The 21,487-nt window shown below is 71.7% G+C and carries 16 protein-coding genes, 1 pseudogene and 1 riboswitch; of the genes and pseudogenes, 5 read left to right on the top strand and 12 right to left on the bottom strand.

Features of this window, described 5'->3' with window-relative positions; all coding sequences use genetic code 11:
- Nucleotides 1–30 precede the first annotated feature (30 nt).
- The gene (locus ACWEFJ_RS08375) at nt 31–426 is read left to right on the top strand and encodes a LapA family protein (RefSeq protein WP_378093435.1); all 396 of its coding nucleotides are present in this window, start codon (nt 31–33) and stop codon (nt 424–426) included.
- A gap of 7 nt (nt 427–433) precedes the next feature.
- Here the strand turns inward: ACWEFJ_RS08375 and ACWEFJ_RS08380 are convergent, their stop codons facing one another.
- The 7 genes from ACWEFJ_RS08380 to cobN form a co-directional block, all read right to left on the bottom strand.
- On the bottom strand, nt 434–3,400 hold the full coding sequence (locus tag ACWEFJ_RS08380; protein WP_449713312.1) for a cellulose binding domain-containing protein: 2,967 nt from the start codon (nt 3,398–3,400) through the stop codon (nt 434–436).
- 555 nt (nt 3,401–3,955) lie between these two features.
- Nucleotides 3,956–4,987: a LacI family DNA-binding transcriptional regulator gene (locus tag ACWEFJ_RS08385; protein WP_378093440.1), complete on the bottom strand. Its 1,032-nt coding sequence runs from the start codon at nt 4,985–4,987 to the stop codon at nt 3,956–3,958.
- Nucleotides 4,984–6,390, bottom strand: a complete 1,407-nt coding sequence (locus ACWEFJ_RS08390) for a GH1 family beta-glucosidase (protein ID WP_378093471.1) — start codon at nt 6,388–6,390, stop codon at nt 4,984–4,986. Before ACWEFJ_RS08390 ends, ACWEFJ_RS08385 begins: the two co-directional genes overlap by 4 nt.
- Nucleotides 6,391–6,401: 11 nt before the next feature.
- Nucleotides 6,402–7,301 (bottom strand): carbohydrate ABC transporter permease, encoded by a 900-nt coding sequence (locus tag ACWEFJ_RS08395; RefSeq protein ID WP_378093442.1) that lies wholly within the window; start codon nt 7,299–7,301, stop codon nt 6,402–6,404.
- The gene (locus ACWEFJ_RS08400) at nt 7,301–8,305 is read right to left on the bottom strand and encodes a carbohydrate ABC transporter permease (protein WP_378093444.1); all 1,005 of its coding nucleotides are present in this window, start codon (nt 8,303–8,305) and stop codon (nt 7,301–7,303) included. The genes ACWEFJ_RS08395 and ACWEFJ_RS08400 overlap by 1 nt, the downstream gene beginning before the upstream one ends.
- Nucleotides 8,305–9,591, bottom strand: coding sequence for an ABC transporter substrate-binding protein (locus ACWEFJ_RS08405; RefSeq protein ID WP_378093446.1), 1,287 nt, complete (start codon nt 9,589–9,591; stop codon nt 8,305–8,307). The genes ACWEFJ_RS08400 and ACWEFJ_RS08405 overlap by 1 nt, the downstream gene beginning before the upstream one ends.
- A gap of 533 nt (nt 9,592–10,124) precedes the next feature.
- On the bottom strand, nt 10,125–13,697 hold the full coding sequence (gene cobN, locus ACWEFJ_RS08410; RefSeq protein WP_449713313.1) for a cobaltochelatase subunit CobN: 3,573 nt from the start codon (nt 13,695–13,697) through the stop codon (nt 10,125–10,127).
- A gap of 34 nt (nt 13,698–13,731) precedes the next feature.
- A riboswitch (cobalamin riboswitch) is annotated at nt 13,732–13,861 on the bottom strand.
- A gap of 11 nt (nt 13,862–13,872) precedes the next feature.
- Here cobN and ACWEFJ_RS08415 point away from each other — a divergent pair.
- The 3 genes and pseudogenes from ACWEFJ_RS08415 to ACWEFJ_RS08425 all read left to right on the top strand — a co-directional run.
- Complete coding sequence (locus ACWEFJ_RS08415) at nt 13,873–14,883, top strand: hypothetical protein (RefSeq protein ID WP_378093450.1); 1,011 nt, start codon at nt 13,873–13,875, stop codon at nt 14,881–14,883.
- On the top strand, nt 14,880–15,506 hold the full coding sequence (locus tag ACWEFJ_RS08420; RefSeq protein WP_378093452.1) for a precorrin-8X methylmutase: 627 nt from the start codon (nt 14,880–14,882) through the stop codon (nt 15,504–15,506). The genes ACWEFJ_RS08415 and ACWEFJ_RS08420 overlap by 4 nt, the downstream gene beginning before the upstream one ends.
- A pseudogene (locus ACWEFJ_RS08425) lies at nt 15,503–16,345 on the top strand (precorrin-2 C(20)-methyltransferase); the annotation flags it as partial. The gene ACWEFJ_RS08420 and the pseudogene ACWEFJ_RS08425, both read left to right, overlap by 4 nt.
- Before the next feature lie 40 nt (nt 16,346–16,385).
- On the opposite strand, the gene ACWEFJ_RS08430 reads toward ACWEFJ_RS08425, so the two are convergent.
- Nucleotides 16,386–16,886 (bottom strand): RICIN domain-containing protein, encoded by a 501-nt coding sequence (locus tag ACWEFJ_RS08430; RefSeq protein WP_378091169.1) that lies wholly within the window; start codon nt 16,884–16,886, stop codon nt 16,386–16,388.
- 151 nt (nt 16,887–17,037) lie between these two features.
- On the opposite strand from ACWEFJ_RS08430, the gene ACWEFJ_RS08435 reads away from it, so the two are divergent.
- Entirely contained in the window at nt 17,038–17,334 is a 297-nt protein-coding gene (locus ACWEFJ_RS08435; RefSeq protein WP_378091167.1) for a helix-turn-helix domain-containing protein, read from the top strand.
- A gap of 587 nt (nt 17,335–17,921) precedes the next feature.
- Here the strand turns inward: ACWEFJ_RS08435 and prcA are convergent.
- The 4 genes from prcA to dop all read right to left on the bottom strand — a co-directional run bounded on the left by prcA (nt 17,922) and on the right by dop (nt 21,442).
- Nucleotides 17,922–18,731 (bottom strand): proteasome subunit alpha, encoded by an 810-nt coding sequence (prcA, locus tag ACWEFJ_RS08440; RefSeq protein WP_378085817.1) that lies wholly within the window; start codon nt 18,729–18,731, stop codon nt 17,922–17,924.
- Nucleotides 18,732–18,786: 55 nt separating this feature from the next.
- On the bottom strand, nt 18,787–19,635 hold the full coding sequence (gene prcB, locus ACWEFJ_RS08445) for a proteasome subunit beta (protein ID WP_378085815.1): 849 nt from the start codon (nt 19,633–19,635) through the stop codon (nt 18,787–18,789).
- A 34-nt stretch (nt 19,636–19,669) separates the two neighbouring features.
- A complete protein-coding gene (locus ACWEFJ_RS08450; RefSeq protein ID WP_033441451.1) occupies nt 19,670–19,864 on the bottom strand; it encodes a ubiquitin-like protein Pup in 195 nt (64 codons plus the stop codon).
- Nucleotides 19,865–19,948: 84 nt separating this feature from the next.
- The gene (gene dop / locus ACWEFJ_RS08455; RefSeq protein WP_378085813.1) at nt 19,949–21,442 is read right to left on the bottom strand and encodes a depupylase/deamidase Dop; all 1,494 of its coding nucleotides are present in this window, start codon (nt 21,440–21,442) and stop codon (nt 19,949–19,951) included.
- Between the last annotated feature and the right edge of the window lie 45 nt (nt 21,443–21,487).

The following is a 21,487-nucleotide window of genomic DNA, read 5'->3' on the forward strand; positions in this document are numbered from 1 at the left end:
GGCCGGCGGAGGCGGACCGATAATCACGACGTGACCACGCCGCGTGACGACGACCGCACCGAAGCGCTGCCCACGAGCCCGATCCCGGACGGCCCGCCGGCGGTGGGTCGGCGCGACGTCGAGCCGTCGGTCGGCGGTCCGGGCGTGCCCGACCACCCGGCGGGTCCGCAGCCGAAGCTGAAGCGCACCCGGATCAGCGGCACGTGGGTCGCCGTGCTGGCCTCGATCGTGGTGCTGATCGTCCTGCTGGTGTTCATCCTGCAGAACCTCACCGGCGCCACGATCCACTTCCTGGGCGCGTCGGGCACGCTGCCGCTGGGCGTGGCGCTGCTGTTCGCGGCGATCGCGGGGGCGATCCTGGTGGCCCTGGTCGGCGCAGCCCGGATAATGCAGCTGCGCCGCCAGGCCAAACGAGGGCTGCGATAGTTCGTCCTCAGACCGAGGAACAGGACCTGCCGTTCAGCGTGAAGCCGGCGGGTGAGACGTTGCTGCCCTGCCAGCTCGCCTGGAATCCGAAGTCCACCGAGCCTCCCGCTGCGATGGTCCCGTTCCAGCCCTCGTTGCTCACCGTCACGGCGGCGCCGCTCTGCGACGCCTTGCCGTTCCAGCTGTTGGTGATCCGCTGGCCGTTCGCGAACGACCAGCCCAGGTTCCAGCCCGTGATGGCGCCGGCGCCCTGGTTGGTGATCTTCACCGAGCCGGTGAAGCCACCTCCCCACTGGCTCGTGACCCGGTACTGGACCGAGCAGCCGGGTGGCGGCTGGTCGGTGACCGTCGTCGTGCCAGTGGTGCTCGTGGTGGTGGTGGTTGTCGTCGTGGTCGTGGTCGACGTCCGGCTGCTCGGCGACGTGTCCGTGGGGTGCGTGACGGAACTGGTGTTGCCGGGCTCGCCGCTCGGCTCCGCGACGAGGATGCCGCGGCCGTTGGTGCCCAGGTAGACGCGTCCGTAGACGCGCGGGTCGCCGGTGATCGCCTCGCCCATGTTGCCGTACTGGTGCTGGTCGTCGTTGATCCGCACCCAGTACCGGCCGGTGTCGTCGTCGGACCGGTAGACGCCGGTCTTGCCGTCGATGGTCAGCACCGCGTAGAGCGCCGGGTAGGTCTTCTCCGCCGCGGGCTTGCCGAAGCCGATGTTGACGCCCGAGGTCACGCCGGGGACCGCGGTGACCGTGCGGCCCGAGTCGGTGGAGCGGAACAGGCCGCCCTCGCCGACCAGCCAGACGTGGCCCTCGTGGCCCGGCACCGCGTGCAGCTTGCCGACGTCGGCGGTCGCGCCGGCGGTGAACGTGGCGCCGCCGTCCGTGCTGACGTACACGGTGTCGTTGGCCAGACCGTAGAACTTGTTCGGGTTGACCCGGTCGGACTCGACCACGGCGCCCGCCGGGATGCCCGCGGACGGGGCCCACGAGTTGCCGAAGCCCACCGAGTAGTGCACGGCCGCGCCGGCCGGGCTCCACACGAACCGGCTGCCGTCCGCCGCGGCCGCGACCGTGCCGCCGCCCGTGACGCCGCCGGGCTCGCTGCCCGCGAACCAGTTCGCGCCGCCGTCGGTGGAGAACGCGACGTGCGCCGAGCCGTCGACGTTGCCGGAGCGGACCATCACCGAGGCGTTGTTCTCGGCGAAGTCCAGGCTCGTGGTCGAGGTGAAGTTCGGCTGGAGGAACATCATCGACGGCACCTTGGCCAGGTCCACGTGCCGGAACCCGCCGATGTCGCCGAGACCGCTGATCAGCGGGGCCGCGCCGGTGGGCGGGCTGATCAGGTCGAGCACCGCGGTCTCCTCCAGGCCCGCGGCGGTCGGCTTGATCGTGATCTTGCCGCCGGTGTCCCACTTGCGCAGGTCCGTGGTGCCGTAGATGGTCGCGCCGGTGCCGTACATCATCCGGTCGGAGTCGAACGGGTCGATCTCCAGCGACTCGACCATCCAGCCGAGCTTCGGTGTGACCTCCGGCGGCTGCGGGTTCGCGCCCCAGCTCAGCCACGGCGAGGAGCTGATGTCCATGGTGTAGCGGAAGCTGCGGTCGGGGTAGCTCGTGAAGTCCCACGCGCGGGTCCACGTCGCGCCGCCGTCGGTGCTGCGGAAGAGGATGATGTCCGGCCACCAGGAGATCTGGGTGGCGACCATCAGCGTGTTCGGGTTCCGGCGGTCGATGGTCAGGCCGCTGTAGCCGAAGTAGTCGTCCGAGCTGGTCGACGGGATCGGGCTGATCCGGGTCCACGCGCCGGTGGCGGTGTCGTACTTCCAGACGTCGCCCTTGCCGCCGTCGTAGGGGCCGCCGGTGTCGCTGGTGGCCAGGTAGAGGAAGCCGCCCGCGGTGTCGAGCACGCCCTTGTGCGCGATGTAGCCCGTGGGCTGGCCGGCCAGCCGGGTCCACGTCGTGCCCGCGTCCGTGCTGCGGTAGACGGTGTTCTCCTTGTCGGCGACGCCGACGTAGATGGTCTTGGTGGGGTTGCCCGCCGTGGAGGAGCGCGGGTCGTAGGTCACCCAGACGACGCCCTGGATGTCGTTGGAGTAGCCGTTGGTGTCGTTGGGGTCGGCGACGTAGTTGCCGGGGTTGGGGAAGCTCGTGACCTGCGACCAGGTGACGCCGCTGTCCGTGCTGCGCCACAGGCCCTTGCCGCTGGGCGCGCCGAAGTACAGGACGCGGCCGTCGTTGGGGTCGACCGCGAGCCGCTCGCCCATGCCGCGACCGGGCATGTTGCCGCCGACCTTGAACGGCAGCTCGGTGCGCTGCCAGGTCTTGCCGCGGTTGGCGGAGCGCAGGATCGCGCCGTTGTTGGGGTCCCAGCTGTTGGTGTACATGCCGACGGCGGCGTACACCTTCTCGGCGTTCGCGGGGTCCGGCGCGATGCCGGCGACGCCGTTGTACCCCCACTTGTCCCAGCCGACCCAGTCCAGGAGGGGCACCCAGCGCCCGGTCGCCTGGTCCCACCGGTACGCGCCGCCGATGTCGGTGCGGGCGTAGATGAGGTTCTTCTCGGCGGGGCTGAACACGATGCCGGGCACGAACCCGCCGCCCGCGATCTCCACGTTGCGCCAGGTGTGCGGCTGCTCGGGGACGGCCGCCGCGGCAGCGGGCTGCGCCGCGGGACTGGCCGCGGCGGTCACGAGCACGACCCCGAGCGCCGCCACGGCGGCCGAGGCCAGCGCGAGCAGGCGCCGGCCGGCGTGGCCGCGGCGGGGACGGGCGTCGGAGCGCCGGGTCGCGCCGGGCCGGACGACCGCCGCATGCCGAACGGCGCGGGCGGTCGCGCCGCGCTCCTCGGCGGGGCGGACGGCACCGGGCTGGTCCGACCGGGCGGCCGCGAGCGGAGCGGCCGGGGCCGTCGCGCGCCGAACCGCAGCGGGCTGGTCCGACCCGGCCGCCGCAGGCGGGTTGGCCGACACCGTCGCACGCACAGCCGCGCCCGGCTCCTCCGACCGGATAGCCGCGAGCGGGGCAGCCGCACCGGACCCGTCCGACCGGGCAGCCGCGAGCGGGGCAGCCGCACCGGACCCGTCCGACCGGGCAGCCGCGGGCCGGGCAGCCGGAGCCGGGGTGTCGCCGTCCCGGCCGCGTCGGGGCGCACCGGATCGGACGGCGCGGGAATGGCCCGGCCGGGCGGGGTCCGCCTCGTGCGGAGTGGGTCGGGCCATCGTGCTGCGCTCCTTTGCGCGGGGTGGGAGGAGGCGGTGGGCGAGAGGGATCCGCCTCCTCCCTGGCTCTGCGAGTCAGGGATTCGCCGGACGCGCTCGACGCCCGACCCACCGTTCTGGGAGCGCTCCCAGATCAGCAGGATTGGACCGTAGCCGGCGGCGTCGGTCGGCGGCAAGGGCGTCCCGTTGCGCCATCCGAGTGAAGTGCGGTGCGTGATCATCGACGGCCGTCGAACCGGCTGTCGAATCGATTCGAAAACGCCACGACCCGGGCCGCACCGGCCCGGGTCGTGGGGTGGAGAAGAACAGCGCTCGGCGTCAGGCGCTCGAACGGGTGACCATCGCAGTCGGCAGGAGCAGGAACGGCGGCAGGTTCTCCTCGCCGGCCAGCTCCGCCATGAGCCGCCACGTCATCGTGCGCCCCAACTGCTCCACGTCCTGCCGGATCGTGGTCAGCGGCGGCACCGCGGTGGAGGCGATCATCAAGTCGTCGAACCCGACCACGGCCACGTCCTCGGGCACCCGCTTGCCGTGCGCGTGCAGGGTCTGCAACGCGCCCAGCGCCATGATGTCCGCGCCGACGAACACCGCGTCCAGGTCCGGCGCCCGCCGGAGCAGGTCGGCCATGGCGACCGCGCCGCTCTCGGGGGTGAAGTCGCCGTACGCGACGAGGTCGGTGTCGAGCCGGGCCTGGCTCAGCCCACGCTTCCAACCGGACAAACGGTCCATACCGACCGCCATGTCGCGCGGACCGGCGATGGTGGCGATCCGCTTGCGGCCCCGCGAGACCAGGAAGCGGGCCGCCTCCATGGCGCCGTTGAAGTTGTCCGAGTCCACATAGGGCACGCCGCCCGCGCCGAGGGGCCGGCCGCCGACCACCGTCGGCAGGCCCGCGTCGGCGAGCGTGCGGGGCAGGGGATCCTGCCCGTGCAGGCTGATCACCAGCACGCCGTCGACGTGGCCGCCGCAGAGGTAGTTGACCAGGTCCTGCTCGTCGCCCTCCTTGCTCATCATGAGGACGAGCTGGACCCTCTTGCCCGCCAGCTCGGCGTGCACACCGCGGAGCACACCGGCGAAGAACGGGTCGGCCAGCACACGGCTGCCCTGCTCGGAGACGACGAGCGCGATGCAGTTGGCGCGGCTGCCCGCGAGCGTGCGGGCCGCCTGGTTGGGGCTGTACCCCAACTTGCCGATGGCCTGGTGCACGGCCTCGCGCGCCCTCGAACTGACGTACGGCTCGCCGTTGATCACCCGGGAGACGGTCGACTTCGACACCCCGGCTGCACGGGCGACCTCCTCGAGCCGGGTGTTGGGTCGTCGCGCCTTGGGCGGGTCAACGGCATCGGTCACGGAGCGACCGTCGCCGCGAGAGTGTTGCCACGGGCAACCTGCGAGTACCACATGGCGCTCATCTTAGGCGTCCGCACCTGGGTCTCGTAGTCGACATGCACGATCCCGAACCGCTTGGCGTAACCCTCGGCCCACTCGAAGTTGTCCATGAGCGACCACGCGAAGTAACCGCGCAGGTCGACACCCGCCTCGATGGCCGCGTGCGCCGCCCGCAGGTGCGACTCGATGTAACCGAGCCGCTCGGTGTCCCGGATCGACCCGTCGTCGCTGAACGAGTCGACGTAGGCCGCGCCGTTCTCGGTCACGTACAGCGGGATGCTGGGGTAGTCCTGGTGCACCCGCATGAGCACCTTGTAGAGGCCGTCCGGCTGCACCTCCCAGTCCATGTCGGTGCGCGGCAGGCCGCGGCTCGGGAACGAGACGTGCTCCGCGCCGACCCAGGGTGACCCGGTCGGGCGACGGCCGTTGGTCTGGACCGGCGTCTCGGGCTCCGGCTCTGGGGTGCCGCTGACGAAGTGCTCGGCGTAGTAGTTGACGCCCAGCTGGTCCAACGGGGCCGAGATGATCTCCAGGTCGTTCTCGCGGATGTGCTTCGAGAAGCCGTACGGCTCCAGGTCCTCCACGATGTCCGCCGGGTACTCGCCCTTGAACAGCGGGTCCAGGAAGATCCGGTTCTGCAGGCCGTCGAGCCGGCGCGCGGCGTCGAGGTCGGCCGGGTCCTCCGGGTTGGCCGGGATGATCGGGTACATGTTGAGCGTGATGCCGATCTTGGCGGTCGGCGCCTGGTCCCGGATCACCGAGGTGGCCAGGCCGTGGGCCAGCAGCAGGTGGTGCACGGCCGCGACGGCGGCCTCCGGCTCCTGGCGGCCGGGCGCGTGCACGCCGGCGGCGTAGCTGAGCAGCGACGAGCACCACGGCTCGTTGAGCGTGGTCCAGTTCTCCACCCGGTCGCCCAGCGCGCCGACCACGGACTCGGCGTACTCCGCGAAGCGGTACGCGGTGTCCCGGTTGGCCCAGCCGCCCTCGTCCTCCAGGGTCTGCGGGAGGTCCCAGTGGTAGAGCGTCAGCCACGGGGTGATGTTGTTCTCGAGCAGCTTGTCGACCAGCCGGGAGTAGAAGTCGAGACCGGGCTGGTTGACCGGACCGCCGTCCGGCCGGATGCGGGGCCACGCGGTGGAGAACCGGTAGGCGTGCAGCCCGAGGTCGACCATCAGCTGGACGTCTTCGTCGACGCGGTGGTAGTGATCGGCCGCCGGGTCGCCGGTGTCACCGCCCACCACCGCGCCGGGGATCTTGCAGAACGTGTCCCAGATGGACGCGGTGCGACCGTCCGCGGTGGTCGCGCCTTCGATCTGGAACGCCGCGGTCGCGGCGCCCCACACGAATCCCTCGGGAAAGGAAATCGACTCCACAGCTACCCCTTCACAGCACCCTGCATGATCCCGGCGACGATCTGCCGACCGAGTACGAGGAAGACGATCAGAATCGGGACCGTGGCCATGGTGGTCCCGGCGAGCACGAGCGAGTTGTCGACGTAGTAGCCGCTCTGGAGCTTCTCCAGGGCGACCTGCATCGTCGGGTTGTCCGCGTTGAGCACGATCAGCGGCCAGAGGAAGTCGTTCCACGACATCATGAACGTGAAGATGCCCAGCATGGCGGCGGCCGGGCGCACCGCGGGCAGGCACACGTGCCAGAACGTGCGGATCATGCTGCACCCGTCCATGCGGGCCGCCTCGATCAGCTCGTCGGGCACGGCGTCGGAGATGTACTGGCGCATCCAGAACACGCCGAACGCGGTCACCAGGTTGGGGATGATGACCGCGCCGAGGGTGCCGGACCAGCCGAACTCCGCCATCGCCATGTAGAGCGGGATGATGCCGAGCTGCGTGGGCACGGCGAGCGTGGCGACCACGAACACCATCAGCGGCCCGCGGCCCTTGAACCTCAGCTTCGCGAAAGCGAATCCGGCCAGGGTCGAGAGCACCACCACGGACACCGTGACCGTGCCGGAGACGATGACGCTGTTGCCCAGCGCCTTCCAGAACGGGATGGAGTCCAGCACCCGCGAGGCGTTGGCGAAGAAGTGCCCGCCGGGCAGCAGCGGCCCCTCGGACTTGAACGTGCTGTCGTCGTGGCTGGCGGCGAGGAACGACCAGTAGAACGGGAACGCCGAGCCGAGGATGAACGCGATCAGGATGCCGTAGACGACGAAGCCCGGTCGCCGCTCCGAGAGCGACACCGCCTTCGAGCGCCGGCGCTTCGACCGCTCGGGCGCGGCGGCGCGCGGCGCCGGGCGGTCGGTGACGGTGGCCATCACGCCTCCCCACTCGACGCGAGCCTGCGGGTGAGCAGGAAGTTGATCCCCGCGATCGCGATGATGACGATGAACAGGACCCAGGCCATCGCCGAGGCGTAGCCGAGGTCGAAGCTCTGGAAACCGGACTGGTACATGTAGAGCACGACCGTCTGGTACTGGTTGGTCGCGCCGCCGTTGCTGCTGCCCGAGGGGGCGAACAGCTTCGGCTCGGTGAAGATCTGCAGGCCGCCGATGGTCGAGGTGACCACGACGAAGATCAGGGTCGGGCGCAGCATGGGCAGCGTGATGCTGAAGAACTGGCGCACCTTGCTCGCGCCGTCCACCCAGGCCGCCTCGTAGATGTCGCGCGGGATGGCCTGCATGGCGGCCAGCACGATGAGCGCGTTGTAGCCGGTCCAGCGCCAGTTGACCATGGTCGCGATGGCGACGTGGCTCCACCAGCGGTCGGCCTGCCAGTCGATGCGGTCGATGCCGAACAGCTCCAGGACGTCGTTCACCGAGCCGTACTGGACGCCGAACAGGTCGCCGAAGATGATGGTCAGCGCGACGAGGCTGGCGACGTAGGGCAGCAGCACGCCCATCCGCCAGCCGGTGCGACCGCGCAGCGCCGTGTTCAGCAGCGCGGCGAGCAGGACCGCGATGATGACCTGCGGCACCGTCGACATCGCGAAGATGCTGATCGTGTTGACCATCGCGTTCCAGAACTGCGAGTCGGCCAACAGGGTGGTGTAGTTCTCCAGCCCGACGAACGGCTGCTCGTCGGCGCCCAGCTCCCAGTCGAACAGGGAGATGTACGCGGTGTAGAGCAGCGGGAACAGTCCCACCACCGCGAACAGGATGAAGAACGGGGCGATGTAGAGGTACGGGGAGTACTTGACGTCCAGGTTCGTCAGCCGATAGCGCCAGCCGAGCTTCGCCGGACCGATGTCATCGTTGTCGTCGCGCCGCGGCGGGCGGGGCTCGGAGCCCCGCCCGCGCGTGACCGTGAGTTCGGTCGTCATTACTTGGCAGCCTTCTTGGCTCCCTCGACGACCTGGTTCCACGCCTCTTCGGGCGAGGTGCCCTGCTCGACCGAGGTCAGCGCCGGGGAGACCACGTTGTCCTGGATCTCGCCGTCCTTCGGGCCCTTGTACTGGGCGGCCGCGACCTTGTTGGCCTGCTCGGCGAACAGCATGCCGACCTTCTCGCCACCGAAGTACTCGCTGGTCTGGTTCAGCAGCTCAGGGGAGATCAGGGCCTCGGTCTGGCTCGGGAAGGTGCCCTTGGCCTTGAACGCCTTGATCTGCTGCTCCGGCGCGGTCAGCCACGCGGCCAGCTTGGCGGCCTCGGCCTTGTTCTTGCCCTGCTTCGGGACGGTCAGGTACGAGCCGCCCCAGTTGCCGCCGCCACCCGGGAACGCGGCCGTGACGGCCCACTTGCCCTTGTGGTCGGGGCCGGCGTTGCCCTCGATGACGCCCAGCATCCAGGACGGGCAGGTCTTGGTGGCGAACGCCGACTCCTTGAAGCCGGTCTCCCACTCCGGGCTCCACGCGGCGAGCTTGGCCGACTGGCCGCGCGCGACGGCGCCGGTGACCTGGTCCCAGATCTTCTTGTCGTCGTTGGTCTCGATCACGAGCTTGTCGTCGCGGTCGAAGTAGCCGGTCTTGGCCTGGTTGTGCATCGGGTTGAAGATCTGCGCGGCCGAGTCGAACCACGGCTTGCCCGTCGCCTTGACGTACTTGTCACCGGCCTCGAAGTACGAGTCCCAGGTGGCGAACAGGGGCTTCACGCCCTCGGGGTCCGACGGCAGGCCGGCGGCCTCCAGCAGGTCCTTGCGGTAGCACATGGCCAGCGGGCCGATGTCGGTGCCGTAGCCGATGAGCTTGCCGTCCTTGGTGGTGACGGCGTCGACCTTCCACTGCAGCCAGCGGTCCTCGCGGACGTCCTTCGGACCGATCTCCTTGAGGTCCTCGAACTGGCCCGACTTCGCCATGACCTGGCTCAGGAAGCCCTCTTCGACGGCCTCGACGTCGGCCAGGCCGGAGCCGGCGGCCAGCTTCGTGAACAGGTTCTGGTGGTGCGGCGCGCCCTGGCCGGTCTTGCGCTGCGTGACCTTGACGTTCGGGTTGGCGGCCTCGTACTCCTTGAGGAGCTCCTCGTAGCCGAACTCGTTGAAGGTCGCGATGGTCAGCTCGACCTTGCCATCCGATGACGTGCCGGACCCTCCCGAGCCACAGGCCGTGGCGACTGCGGCAAGCACTGCGGTGCAGGCCAGGACTTTGGCCAAGCCTGCTCGACGGTAGCGCACGAGAACTCCTCAGTTGATCGGCGGTGAACGTTCTGGGAGCGCTCCCAGGTTTTGGGGGAGTGTGGTTCGCGCCACGGAGTCGTGTCAAGCGCCCGTGTCCGCGCTGTTACCGACGTTGCTGCGTTTGCGTAGCTGGACCGATTCTGCTAGCGGTGTGAACGGTAGTCCGTTCAGGCACTGTTCGTAGACCGGTCGGACACGTTCGGTTCATCTCCGAGACGATGACCCGGAAACGATTCACGAGGCGTGACCCCACTCACCCGGCACCAGTGTGCCCCGGAAGTGCAAGCGCGTCCGCAACCACCCCCGGCGAGTCGCACACGGGGTGTCGGTAAGACTGTCCGGTCGGGTGTCGTGACTCGACCGGCCGGGTGATGACACCGGCCGGTCGAGTGGCGCCGAGTCGCCCCGCGGGGACGCGCCGGCCCATTGCCCCGGCGACGGGGACGCCCGCCGCGAGAGATCGCGCGAATATAGGGGCACCCCGCGATCAGGGTATTGCCGCCATTGCGCGGTCCCGGTCGCGCCGCGGTTCAGCGACCGTCTTCCAAATCGCCCTCGGTTTCCAGATATGCCTTTCGCAGCGATTCCAGCGTCTCCGGTTCGGGGTGCTCCCACATGCCCCGGTCGGCCGCCTCCAGGAGCCGCTCGGAGATGCCGTGCAGCGCCCACGGGTTGGCCCGCGCCAGGAACTCCCGGTTCACCGGGTCCAGCACGTAGTTGGCCGCGAGCTGCTCGTACATCCAGTCCGCGACCACCCCGGTGGTGGCGTCGTAGCCGAACAGGTAGTCCACCGTCGCGGCGAGTTCGAACGCGCCCTTGTAGCCGTGCTCGCGCATCGCGGCCAACCACCGCGGGTTCACCACGCGGGCGCGGAAGACGCGGTTCGTCTCCTCGTGCAGCGTCCGGGTGCGCACCGCGTCCGGACGCGTGCTGTCGCCGACATATGCGGCGGGCGCTTTGCCGGTGAGCGCGCGGACGGTCGCGATCATTCCGCCGTGGTACTGGAAGTAGTCGTCGGAATCGGCGATGTCGTGTTCGCGGGTGTCGATGTTCTTCGCCGCCACCGCGATGCGCCGGTACGCGCTTTCCATGGCCGGGCGCGCTTCCACGCCGTCGAGATCGCGGCCGTACGCGTAGCCGCCCCACACCGCGTAGACCTCGGCCAGATCGGCGTCGTCGCGCCAGTTCCGGCTGTCGATCAGCGGGAGCAGGCCCGCGCCGTACGCGCCGGGTTTGCTGCCGAAGATGCGCATTGTGGCGCGACGCGGGTCGTTGTGCTGCGCGAGATCGGCTTGCGCGTGCGCGCGGACGTAGTTGTCGGACGCCGACTCGTCCAGGTTCGCGACCAGTCGCACCGCGTCGTCGAGCAGTGCCACCACGTGCGGGAACGCGTCCCGGAAGAAGCCGCTCACGCGGACCGTGACGTCGATTCGCGGTCGGTCCAGCTCGACCAGCGGGATCACCTCCAGACCGGTCACCCGACGGGACCCCTCGTCCCATTTGGGCCGGACGCCGAGCAGGGCCAGCACCTCGGCGACGTCGTCACCGGCCGTGCGCATGGCGCTGGTGCCCCACACCGACAGGCCGACCGACGCGGGCCACTCCCCCGTCTCGGAGCGGTAGCGCGCCAGCAGCGAGTCGGCCATCGCCTGACCGGTCTCCCACGCCAGCCGGGACGGCACCGCCTTGGGGTCCACCGAGTAGAAGTTGCGGCCCGTCGGCAGCACGTTCACCAGGCCGCGCAGCGGCGAGCCGCTGGGACCGGCCGGGACGTACCCGCCGTCGAGCGCGTGCAGCACGTTGGCCAGCTCGTCGGTGGTGCGGTCGAGCCGGGGCACGACCTCGGTGGCGGCGAACTCCAGCACCCGCGCCACGTCCTCGTCGTCGGTGAGGGTCCGGGCCGCGCGGACGTCCCAGTCGGCGTCCTCCATCGCCTGGACCAGGGCGCGGGCCCGCTCCTCGACGCGGTCGGTCTCGACGCGGGTCGCGCCGCCCGCGGTCTCGGCCAGCCCCAACGCCTCGCGCAGCCCCGGCAGGGCGGCGACCTGCCCCGCCCACACCTGCTTGGCCTGCAGGATCGACAGCACCAGGTTCACCCGGGCCGCGCCGGTGGGCGCCTGGCCGAGGACGTGCAGGCCGTCGCGGATCTGGACGTCCTTGACCTCGCACAGCCAGCCGTCGACGTGCAGGATCAGCTCGTCGAACCCGTCGTCGTGCGGGCGGTCGGACAGGCCGAGGTCGTGGTCGAGCTTCGCGGCCTGGATGAGGGTCCAGATCTGGGCCCGGATCGCGGGCAGCTTGGCCGGGTCCATCGCGGCGATGGTGCCGTGCTCGTCCAGCAACTGCTCCAGCCGCGCGATGTCGCCGTAGCTGTCGGCCCTGGCCATCGGCGGCACGAGGTGGTCCACCAGGGTGGCGTGCGCCCGGCGCTTGGCCTGGGTGCCCTCGCCGGGGTCGTTGACCAGGAACGGGTAGATCAGCGGCAGGTCGCCCAGCGCCGCGTCGGGCCCGCAGGCCGCCGACAGGCCGACCGCCTTGCCGGGCAGCCACTCCAGGTTGCCGTGCTTGCCGACGTGCACCACGGCGTCCGCGCCGAACCCGTCCTCCAGCCAGCGGTACGCGGCCAGGTAGTGGTGGCTCGGCGGCAGGTCCGGGTCGTGGTAGATGGCGATCGGGTTCTCGCCGAAGCCGCGCGGCGGCTGCACCATGACCACGACGTTGCCGGAGCGCAGCGCGGCCAGCACGATCTCCCCGTCGGGGTCGCGCGACCGGTCCACGAACAGGTTGCCGGGCGCCTCGCCCCAGTGCCGCTCCACCTCCTCGCGCGCGTCGGCCGGCAGGGTGGCGAACCACTCGCGGTAGCGGGCGGCGGGCAGCCGCACGGGGTTGCCCCGGAGCTGCTCCTCGGTGAGCCAGTCGGCGTCCTGGCCGCCGGCCGCGATGAGCGCGTGGATGAGCGCGTCGCCGTCGAGGTCGGCCACGCCGGGCAGCCCGTCGCCGATGTCGTAGCCCCGGTCGCGCATCGCGGCGAGCAGCCGGACCACGCTCGCGGGCGTGTCCAGGCCGACGGCGTTGCCGATGCGGGAGTGCTTGGTGGGGTAGGCCGACAGCATCACCACGACGCGGCGTTCGGCCGGCGGGACGTGCCGGAGCCTGCCGTGGCGCACGGCGATGCCCGCGACCCGGGCGGCGCGCTCCGGGTCGGCGACGTAGACGGTGAGGCCGTCCTCGTCGACCTCCTTGAACGAAAAAGGCACCGTGATGATCCGGCCGTCGAACTCCGGGATCGCCACCTGCGTCGCGGTGTCCAAAGGGGACAGACCGTCGTCGTTGCCCTCCCACGCGGCACGGCTCGTGGTCAGGCACAGCCCCTGGAGGATCGGCACGTCGAGGGCGGCCAGCGCGCCCACGTCCCACGCGTCGTCGTCACCGCCGGCCGACGCCGCGGCGGGCTTGGCGCCGCCGGCCGCGAGCACGGTGACCACCAGGGCGTCGGCCTTGGCCAGCTCGGCCAGCAGCTCCGGTTCGGCGGTGCGCAGGGAGGCGCAGTAGACCGGCAGCGGCCGGCCGCCCTTGGCCACGATCGCGTCGCACAGCGCGTGCACGAACGCGGTGTTCCCGGCCACGTGGTGGGCGTGGTAGTACAGCACCGCGACGGTCGGCCCGTCGGCCTGGTCGTCCCGCTCCAGCAGGCCCCAGGTCGGCGTCGGCGCGGGCGGCGCGAAGCCGTGGCCGGTGAGCAGGACCGTGTCGGACAGGAAGCGGTGCAACTGGGCGAGGTTCGCCGCGCCGCCGTGCGCCAGGTACGCGTGCGCCTCGGCGCACACCCCGCCGGGCACCGTCGACAGCTCCATCAGCGGCGCGTCCGGGTTCTGCTCGCCGCCCAGCACGACGACCGGCAGGCCGGACGCGAGCAGCCGGTCCAGCCCCTCCTCCCACATCCGGCGGCCGCCGAGGATGCGCACGACCACCAGGTCGACGCCCTCCACCAGGGCCGGGAGGTCGTCCACGGCGGTGCGGGCGGGGTTGGCCAGGCGGTAGTCGGCGCCGCTGGCACGGGCGGACAGCAGGTCCGTGTCGGAGGTCGACAACAGCAGGATCACGTGCGGGCTCCATCCCTCGGGGGTCCTCGCCCCGGTCGTAGGGGACGGCGAGCGGAGTTCCTGACTCCCGGGGGCTCCCCCGGTCACAGTGGCGGGACCGCGCCGGATTCACACCGGCTTCCTCCTGCTGCTTCGCCGTTCGGAGGTCACCCTAACGGCAGTTAGCATCCAGTCCATGCCCACGGAGCGAACTCACCCGGACGCCTGCCCCGGCGCCGTCGACGTGCACCGCGCCGCCGACGGCGGGTTGGCGCGCGTGCGGGTGCCCGGCGGCACGTTGAGCGCCGAGCGGGTCGACGTGCTGCGTGCCGCCGCGCTGGACCTCGGCGACGGGTTCCTGGAGCTGACGTCACGGGCGAACGTGCAGATCAGGGGCTTGGCGCCGGGGGCGGAGCACGAGCTGGGCGCGCGGCTGCGCGCGGCCGGCCTGCTGCCGTCGGTGACGCACGAGCGGATGCGCAACATCGTCGCCGCGCCGATGGAGGACAACCAGGCGCTGGTGGACGCGCTCGACGCGGCGCTGCTCGCGGCGCCGGAGTTGGCCTCCCTGCCGGGGAGGTTCCTGGTCACGGTGGGTGGCGCGGTGAGCGGCCTGTCGGGTGACATCGGGCTCGTCGGTGACGCGTTGTTCCTGGCCGGGCGCGATTCCGGGCTGCGGGTGGCGGACCCGGTGAACGCCGTGGTGACGGCCGCGCGGGTGTTCGCCGGGATCCGCGGCGAGGCGTGGCGGCTGTCCGAAGTGGACGGCGGTGTGCGGAAGATCACGGCGGCGCTGGGCGAGCCCGGTTCCGTGAAAATCCCGTCCGGTGTGACGCCCGTCGCACCCGGTGGGCACGGCGACGTGGTCGTGGCGGGCGTGCCGTTCGGGCGGTGGGACGCGCGGCTGCTCGCCGGCGTGCCGGTGCGGATCACGCCGTGGCGGAGCCTGGTGCTGCCGGCCGGGACCGACACCGGCGGCCTGTTCACGTCGCCGGACTCGCCGTGGCACGGCGTGAGCGCGTGCACCGGGCGGCCGGGGTGCGCGAAGTCGCTGGCCGACGTGCGGGCCGACGCGACCCGTTGGGTGCGGGCGCGGACCGGGTCCGGCCGGGTGCACTGGTCGGGCTGCGCCCGGCGGTGCGGTCGCCCGGCGGGCGACGTGGTGGAGTTCGTCGCGACCGGCGACGGGTACGAGGAGATCAGGTGACCGGGTACGTCAAGGACGGCGCGGAGATCTACCGCCGTTCGTTCGCCACCATCCGCGCCGAGGCCGACCTGGCGCGGTTCCCGTCCGACGTCGCCCGGGTGGTGGTGCGGATGATCCACGCCTGCGGGATGGTCGACCTGGTCGGGGACGTCGACTTCTCGCCGCACGTGGTGCGCGACGCGCGGGCGGCGCTGCTGGCGGGCGCGCCGATCCTGTGCGACGCGCAGATGGTCGCGGCGGGCGTGACGCGTCGCCGGCTGCCCGCGGACAACGAGGTCGTCTGCACGTTGGGCGACCCGCGGGTGCCCGGGTTGGCCGAGGAGCTGGGGACCACGCGCAGCGCGGCGGCGTTGGAGCTGTGGCGGGACCGGTTGGAGGGCGCGGTGGTGGCCATCGGCAACGCGCCCACCGCGTTGTTCCACCTGCTCGACCTGATCGCGGCGGGCGCGCCCCGACCCGCCGCCGTGCTCGGCGTGCCGGTGGGGTTCATCGGCGCGGCCGAGTCGAAGGACGCGTTGGCGGCCAACGGCCTGGGGTTGGAGTACCTGGTCGTGCGCGGTCGGCGGGGTGGCAGCGCCATGACCGCGGCGGCGCTCAACGCGATCGCGAGCGAGGAAGAATGACGGGCAGGCTGTACGGGGTCGGGGTGGGTCCGGGCGACCCGGAGCTGGTGACCGTCAAGGCGGCGCGGCTGATCGGCGAGGCCGACGTGGTGGTGTTCCACAGCGCGCGGCACGGGCGCAGCGTGGCGCGCCGGATCGCCGAACCGTACCTGCGCGAGGGGCAGGTCGAGGAGCAGCTGGTCTACCCGGTCACGACCGAGGAGTCCGACGACTACCAGGGCGAGATCGACGCGTTCTACGAGGAGTGCGCGGCGCGGTTGGCGGCGCACCTCGACGCCGGGCGGACGGTCGTGGTGCTGGCGGCGGGCGACCCGTTCTTCTACGGCTCCTACATGCACCTGCACAAGCGGTTGGCGCACCGGTACCCGGCCGAGGTCGTGCCGGGGGTGACGTCGGTGAGCGCGGGGGCGGCGGTGCTCGGGCGGCCGCTGGTGGAGCGGGACGAGGTGCTGACCGTGCTGCCGGGCACGTTGCCGGAGGAGGAGCTGGCCGGTCACCTGGCCGGCGGCGACCCGGTGGCGGTGATGAAGCTGGGCCGCACGTTCCCGCGGGTGCGGGAGGCGTTGGCGCGGTCGGGCCGGCTGGGCGAGGCGTGGTACGTGGAGCGGGCGACGACCGGGGCGCAGCGGACCGCGCCGTTGGCCGAGGTGGAGGCGGACGGCGTGCCGTACTTCTCGCTGGCCCTGCTGCCGAGCCGGTCGGGGGCCGGGCACGCGGGCGGGTCGGGTGCGATCGCGGCGGACGGGTCGGTCGGCGCCGGCCCGGCTGCCGCTCTCCCGCTCGCGGGCGGCTCGCCGGCGCGCAGCGCGGTCGCGGCAAGCGCGGCGGCGGGCGGCCCGGTGGCCGGGGCGACCGGGCGTGATCACCGACGCGGTGGTGTCACGGCTTGTACCAGGCCTGGTTGTCCCAGCCGTTGCACGTCCACACCTGCACCTTGCTGCCGTTGTGCGTCGGCGACGACACGTCGAGGTCGAGGCACCGGCCGTCGTGCCAGCTCACGATCTGGCCGTTGGTGTAGATCGTCCACTTCTGGTTGTCCCACCCGTTGCAGTCCCACACCTGCACCTTGGTGCCGTCGTGCGTCGGCGACGACACGTCCGAGTCCAGGCACCGCCCGTCCTGGGTGCTGCGGATCGTGTAGTCGTCGTAGTAGGTCCACTTCTGGTTGTTCCAGCCGTTGCAGTCCCAGATCTGCACCTTCGTGCCGTTGTGCGTGGGCGACGACACGTCGGAGTCCAGACAACGCCCGTCGTGCAGGCTGTAGATGGGACCGTTCGCGGTCAGCGCGCCGACCGGCGCGGCCGAGGCGCCCGACGGCGCGACGACCAGCGCCGCGAGCAGCAGGCCCAGCGCCGCGAGCAGCTTGGTCAGGTGCTTCATCCCGTTCCCCCCTCAGGTTGCGGACCCAGGAACGGTCGCAGGCGTGACGGCGGGTTCGGCAGCACAAGGTGAGATATCACCGTGTGATTGCGTGGTTCCGTTGCGTAATACTCCCCTGGGGAGGGACGATTCCCAGTCGGGGGGACTTGTCATGGAACGTAGAGCCGGATGGGTCGCGCGCGTGCCGGACAGCCTGTGGTCGCGGCTGGAGGTCGTGACCGCGCTGGAGGCCCGGGACATCGCGAGCCTGTTGGTCCTGATCAGGCGTTACGCCGGGTGCAGCCAGAACGACCTCGCGGGCGTCACGGGCATCACGCAGGGCCGGATCAGCGAGTACATGCGCGGCCGGCGGCTGCCCACGCTGGACACCATCGAGCGCATCGCCGACGGCGTGGGCATGCCGCCCGAGTGCCGCCGCCTGCTCGGGTTGGCGCCGGCCCGCCGCTGACGGCGCGTCGGGAGGAGCCGGTCCCACGGGCCGGCGACCCCGACGCGCGCCGGGCACGCGGGATGGGGCACTCCCCCCGGGTGCCCCATCCGCACCTCGTCACCTGCGACGCGCGACCAGCGCGAGGACGCCGAGCAGACCGATCCGGCCGGCGACCAGGGCGACCGCGGCCCACGTGGGGAAGTCCGGGGGGACCACCCCGCAACGTGAGCACCGGACACACCACCGCGCCCGCCGCCGCCAGGACGACGACCACCGCGTCGAGCAGCCGGGAGGTGTGGGCGGCGGGCACCGCCACCTCCACCGAACCCCGACTTCTCCAGGCGTATCCGCGCCGCGCGGGTCGGGTCTCCCCATCCCGCGGTCTTGTCGGACCCGACGGGTTCCGGGTCCGGCCTCACTCCACTCATCGGGGCACCTCAACCGGGCGCTGCTGATCTACGAGTTCGTCGACGCGGAGCTGCGCGCGGGCAACCAGGTGGTGCTGCGCGACCCCGAGGGGCGCGACCAGCTCGTCAAGATCTTCCTCTGACGCGGCGGAGGCCCCCGGCGGTGTGCCGGGGGCCTCCGCCTGGCTCGCGCGAGGGCTACGCCTTGTCGTCGTTCGGCGGCAGGTTCACGTCCGTCACGGGCTTCCTGCGGCCGCCCTTGGCGGGCGGCGCCGGCTCCTCCGCCCCGGCCGCCGCCGGCTCGTCACCGGGCAGCAGGGCCGCCAGCGCGGCGCCGGTGATGCGGCGGAACGCGCGACGCGGGCGGTCGCGCTCCAGGACCGCGACCTCCAGCTTGCCGCGGTCGAGGAGGTCCGGCTTGCCGTTGCCGGTGGTGGTGCTGCCGGCGCTGAGCGCCTTCACCGCGATGCGCACGGCCTCGGCCAGCGGCTGGGCCTCGGTGTAGGCGTCCTTGAGCGCCGTGCCCGTCGCCTCGGCCTGGCCGCCCATCACGACGTACTGCGGCTCCTCGAAGATCGAACCGTCGTAGGTCAGCCGGTACAGCGTGTCCTGCTCGGGGTCCGTGCCGACCTCGGCCACGCAGATCTCCACCTCGAGCGGCTTGATCTGCTCGGCGAAGATCGAGCCCAGCGTCTGGGCGTACACGTTGGCCAGCGACCGGCCCGTCACGTCGCGCGGGTCGTTCTGGTACCCGCGGATGTCGGCGAACCGGATGCCCGCCTGGCGCAGGTTCTCGAACTCGCTGTAGCGGCCGACCGCGGCGAACGCGATGCGGTCGTAGATCTCGGACACCTTGTGCAGGGTGGCGGACGGGTTCTCCGCCACGAACAGCACGCCGTCGGCGTACCGGAGCACCACGACGCTCCGACCTCGGGCGATGCCCTTCCGGGCGTACTCCGCGCGGTCGCGGAGGATCTGCTCGGGTGAGGCGTACAACGGCATCGTCACTGCTGCGGCTCCCGGGCTCGGCGGATGCGGGTGGGGATGGGGGTCGGCACGGCGCTCAGCCCGCCGGCCGGGCCTTGCGGCCCTCGACGACCGACTCGGCGAACTCGGCGGCCCGCTCGTCGGGCACGTGCGCCGCGCCCTCGGCGGTGATCGTCACGACGACCGGGAAGATCCGGCGGACCACGTCCGGGCCGCCGGTGCCCGAGTCGTCGTCGGCCGCGTCGTAGAGCGCCTCGATCGCGGTCTTGACGGCCGTGTCGGCGTCCGCGTCCGGGTCGTAGAGCTTCTTCAGCGCCGACTTCGCGAACAGCGAGCCCGAGCCGACGGCCTGGTAGCCCTGCGAGTCCTCGTACCGGCCGCCGGTCACGTCGTAGGACACGATGCGGCCGGCGCGGTCCGGGTCGGGCGCGTCGGTGTCGAAGCCCGCGAACAGCGGCACGACCGCGAGGCCCGCGAGCGCGGCGTCCAGGTTGCCCTTGATCATCGCGGAGAGCCGGTTCGCCTTGCCGTCCAGCGACAGCGAGACGCCCTCGATCTTCTCGTAGTGCCGGAGCTCGACCGCGTAGAGCCGGACGATCTCGACCGCGATGCCCGCCGTGCCGGCGATGCCCACCGCCGAGTAGTCGTCGGTGATGAACACCTTCTTCATGTCGCGCTGGGCGATCACGTTGCCCATCGTGGCGCGCCGGTCGCCCGCGATCACCACGCCGCCCTTGAACGTGAGGGCGACGATGGTCGTGCCGTGCGGCGCCTGCACCGCGCCGCCCTCGGGCGGGGTGCGGCTCGACGGCAGCAGTTCGGGGGCCTGGGCGCGGAGGAAATCGGTGAACGACGACGACCCCGGCCTGAGGTAGGCCGGGGGCAACGACGCGGCCGGGTAGTGCCCGGTCGAGCTGTGGTCCATGTGTGAGTTCTTCTCCTGTCCCGCCTGCGGCTGCTTACTCGCCGCCCTTTTGCACGTACGCGCGCACGAAGTCCTCGGCGTTCTCCTCGAGCACGTCGTCGATCTCGTCGAGGATGGCGTCGACGTCCTCGCCGAGCTTCTCGCGGCGTTCCTGGCCGGCGGCGGCCGCGCCGTCGCCGTTCTCGTCGCCGTCACCGCCGCCTTGGCGCTGAACCTGTTCCTGGGCCATGTCGACCTCCCGGTCTTCGGGTCCTGCGAGTTAAACACTACCCACCAGGCATGACATCCTGCGCCTGCCACTCGGGTTTCTTGATCAGCCCCGGGTCAGCGCCTCGACGAGCTGCTCGGCCGTGTCCGCGGCCTCCAGCAGCGCTCCGACGTGCGCTTTCGTGCCGCGCAGGGGTTCGAGGGTGGGGATCCGGACGAGCGACTCGCGACCGAGGTCGAAGATCACCGAGTCCCACGACGCCGCGGCCACCGAGGTCGGGTAGCGCTCCAGGCACCGGCCGCGGAAGTAGGCGCGGGTGTCCTCCGGCGGCGCCAGGATGGCCGCCCGGACCTCCTCCTCGCTGACCAGGCGCTTCATCGAGCCGCGGGCGACCAGCCGGTTGTAGAGGCCCTTGTCCAGCCGCACGTCGGAGTACTGCAGGTCGACCAGCGACAGCCGGGGCGAGCCCCAGGCCAGGCCGTCCCGCGCGCGGTACCCCTCGAGCAGCCGCAGCTTCGCCACCCAGTCGAGCCGGTCGGCGCACTCCTGCGGGTCGCGGGCCAGCGCGTCGAGCACCTCGCCCCAGACGCGCAGCACGTCCCGGTCGCCGTAGCCCTCCTGCTCCACGAACGCGGCGGCGCGCTCGTAGTAGGCGAACTGGAGGTCCAACCCGGTGAACTTGCGCCCGCTGGTCAGCTCGACCTTCGTCTTCAGCGTCGGGTCGTGGCTGATCTGGTGCACCGCGCGGACGGGCTCCTGCAGCCGCAGGTCGTCGAACCGGCGACCGGCCTCGATCATGTCCAGCACCAGCGACGTGGAGCCGCACTTGATGTAGGTGGAGTACTCGGCGAGGTTCGCGTCGCCGATGATGACGTGCAGCCTGCGGTACTTGTCCGCGTCGGCGTGCGGCTCGTCGCGGGTGTTGATGATCCCGCGCTTGAGCGTGGTCTCCAGGCCGACCTCGACCTCGATGTAGTCGGCTCGCTGGGACAGCTGGTAGCCCGCCTCCTCGCCGGCCGCGCCGATGCCGACGCGGCCGGAGCCGACGACGACCTGGCGGGACACGAAGAACGGCGTCAGCCCGGCGATCACCGCGGTGAACGGCGTGCTGCGCTGCATCAGGTAGTTCTCGTGGGTGCCGTAGCTGGCGCCCTTGCCGTCGACGTTGTTCTTGTAGAGCTGCAACCGGGGCTGGCCCGGGACGGTGGCCGCGCGCATCGCGGCCTCCTCCATCACCCGCTCCCCCGCCTTGTCCCAGATCACCGCGTCGCGCGCGTTGGTGACCTCGGGCGCGGAGTACTCCGGGTGCGCGTGGTCGACGTAGAGGCGCGCGCCGTTGGTGAGGATGACGTTGGCCGCGCCGAGGTCCTCGACATCGCTGTCGCCGGGGTGGCCGCCGGGCGTGCCGAGGTCGAAGCCGCGCGCGTCGCGCAGCGGCGACTCGACCTCGTAGTCCCAGCGCGCCCGGCGCGCCCGCGGTATGTCGGCGGCCGCCGCGTAGGCCAGCACGACCTGTGTCGAGGTGAGCACCGGGTTCGCCGTCGCGTCACCCGGCACCGAGATGCCGTACTCGACTTCGGTTCCCATGATCCGCCGCATACACGCAGCCTACGACCAACCACCGGCACACCGCCCGGACGTAGG

The sequence above is a fragment of the Actinosynnema sp. NPDC004786 genome, assembly GCF_053601135.1.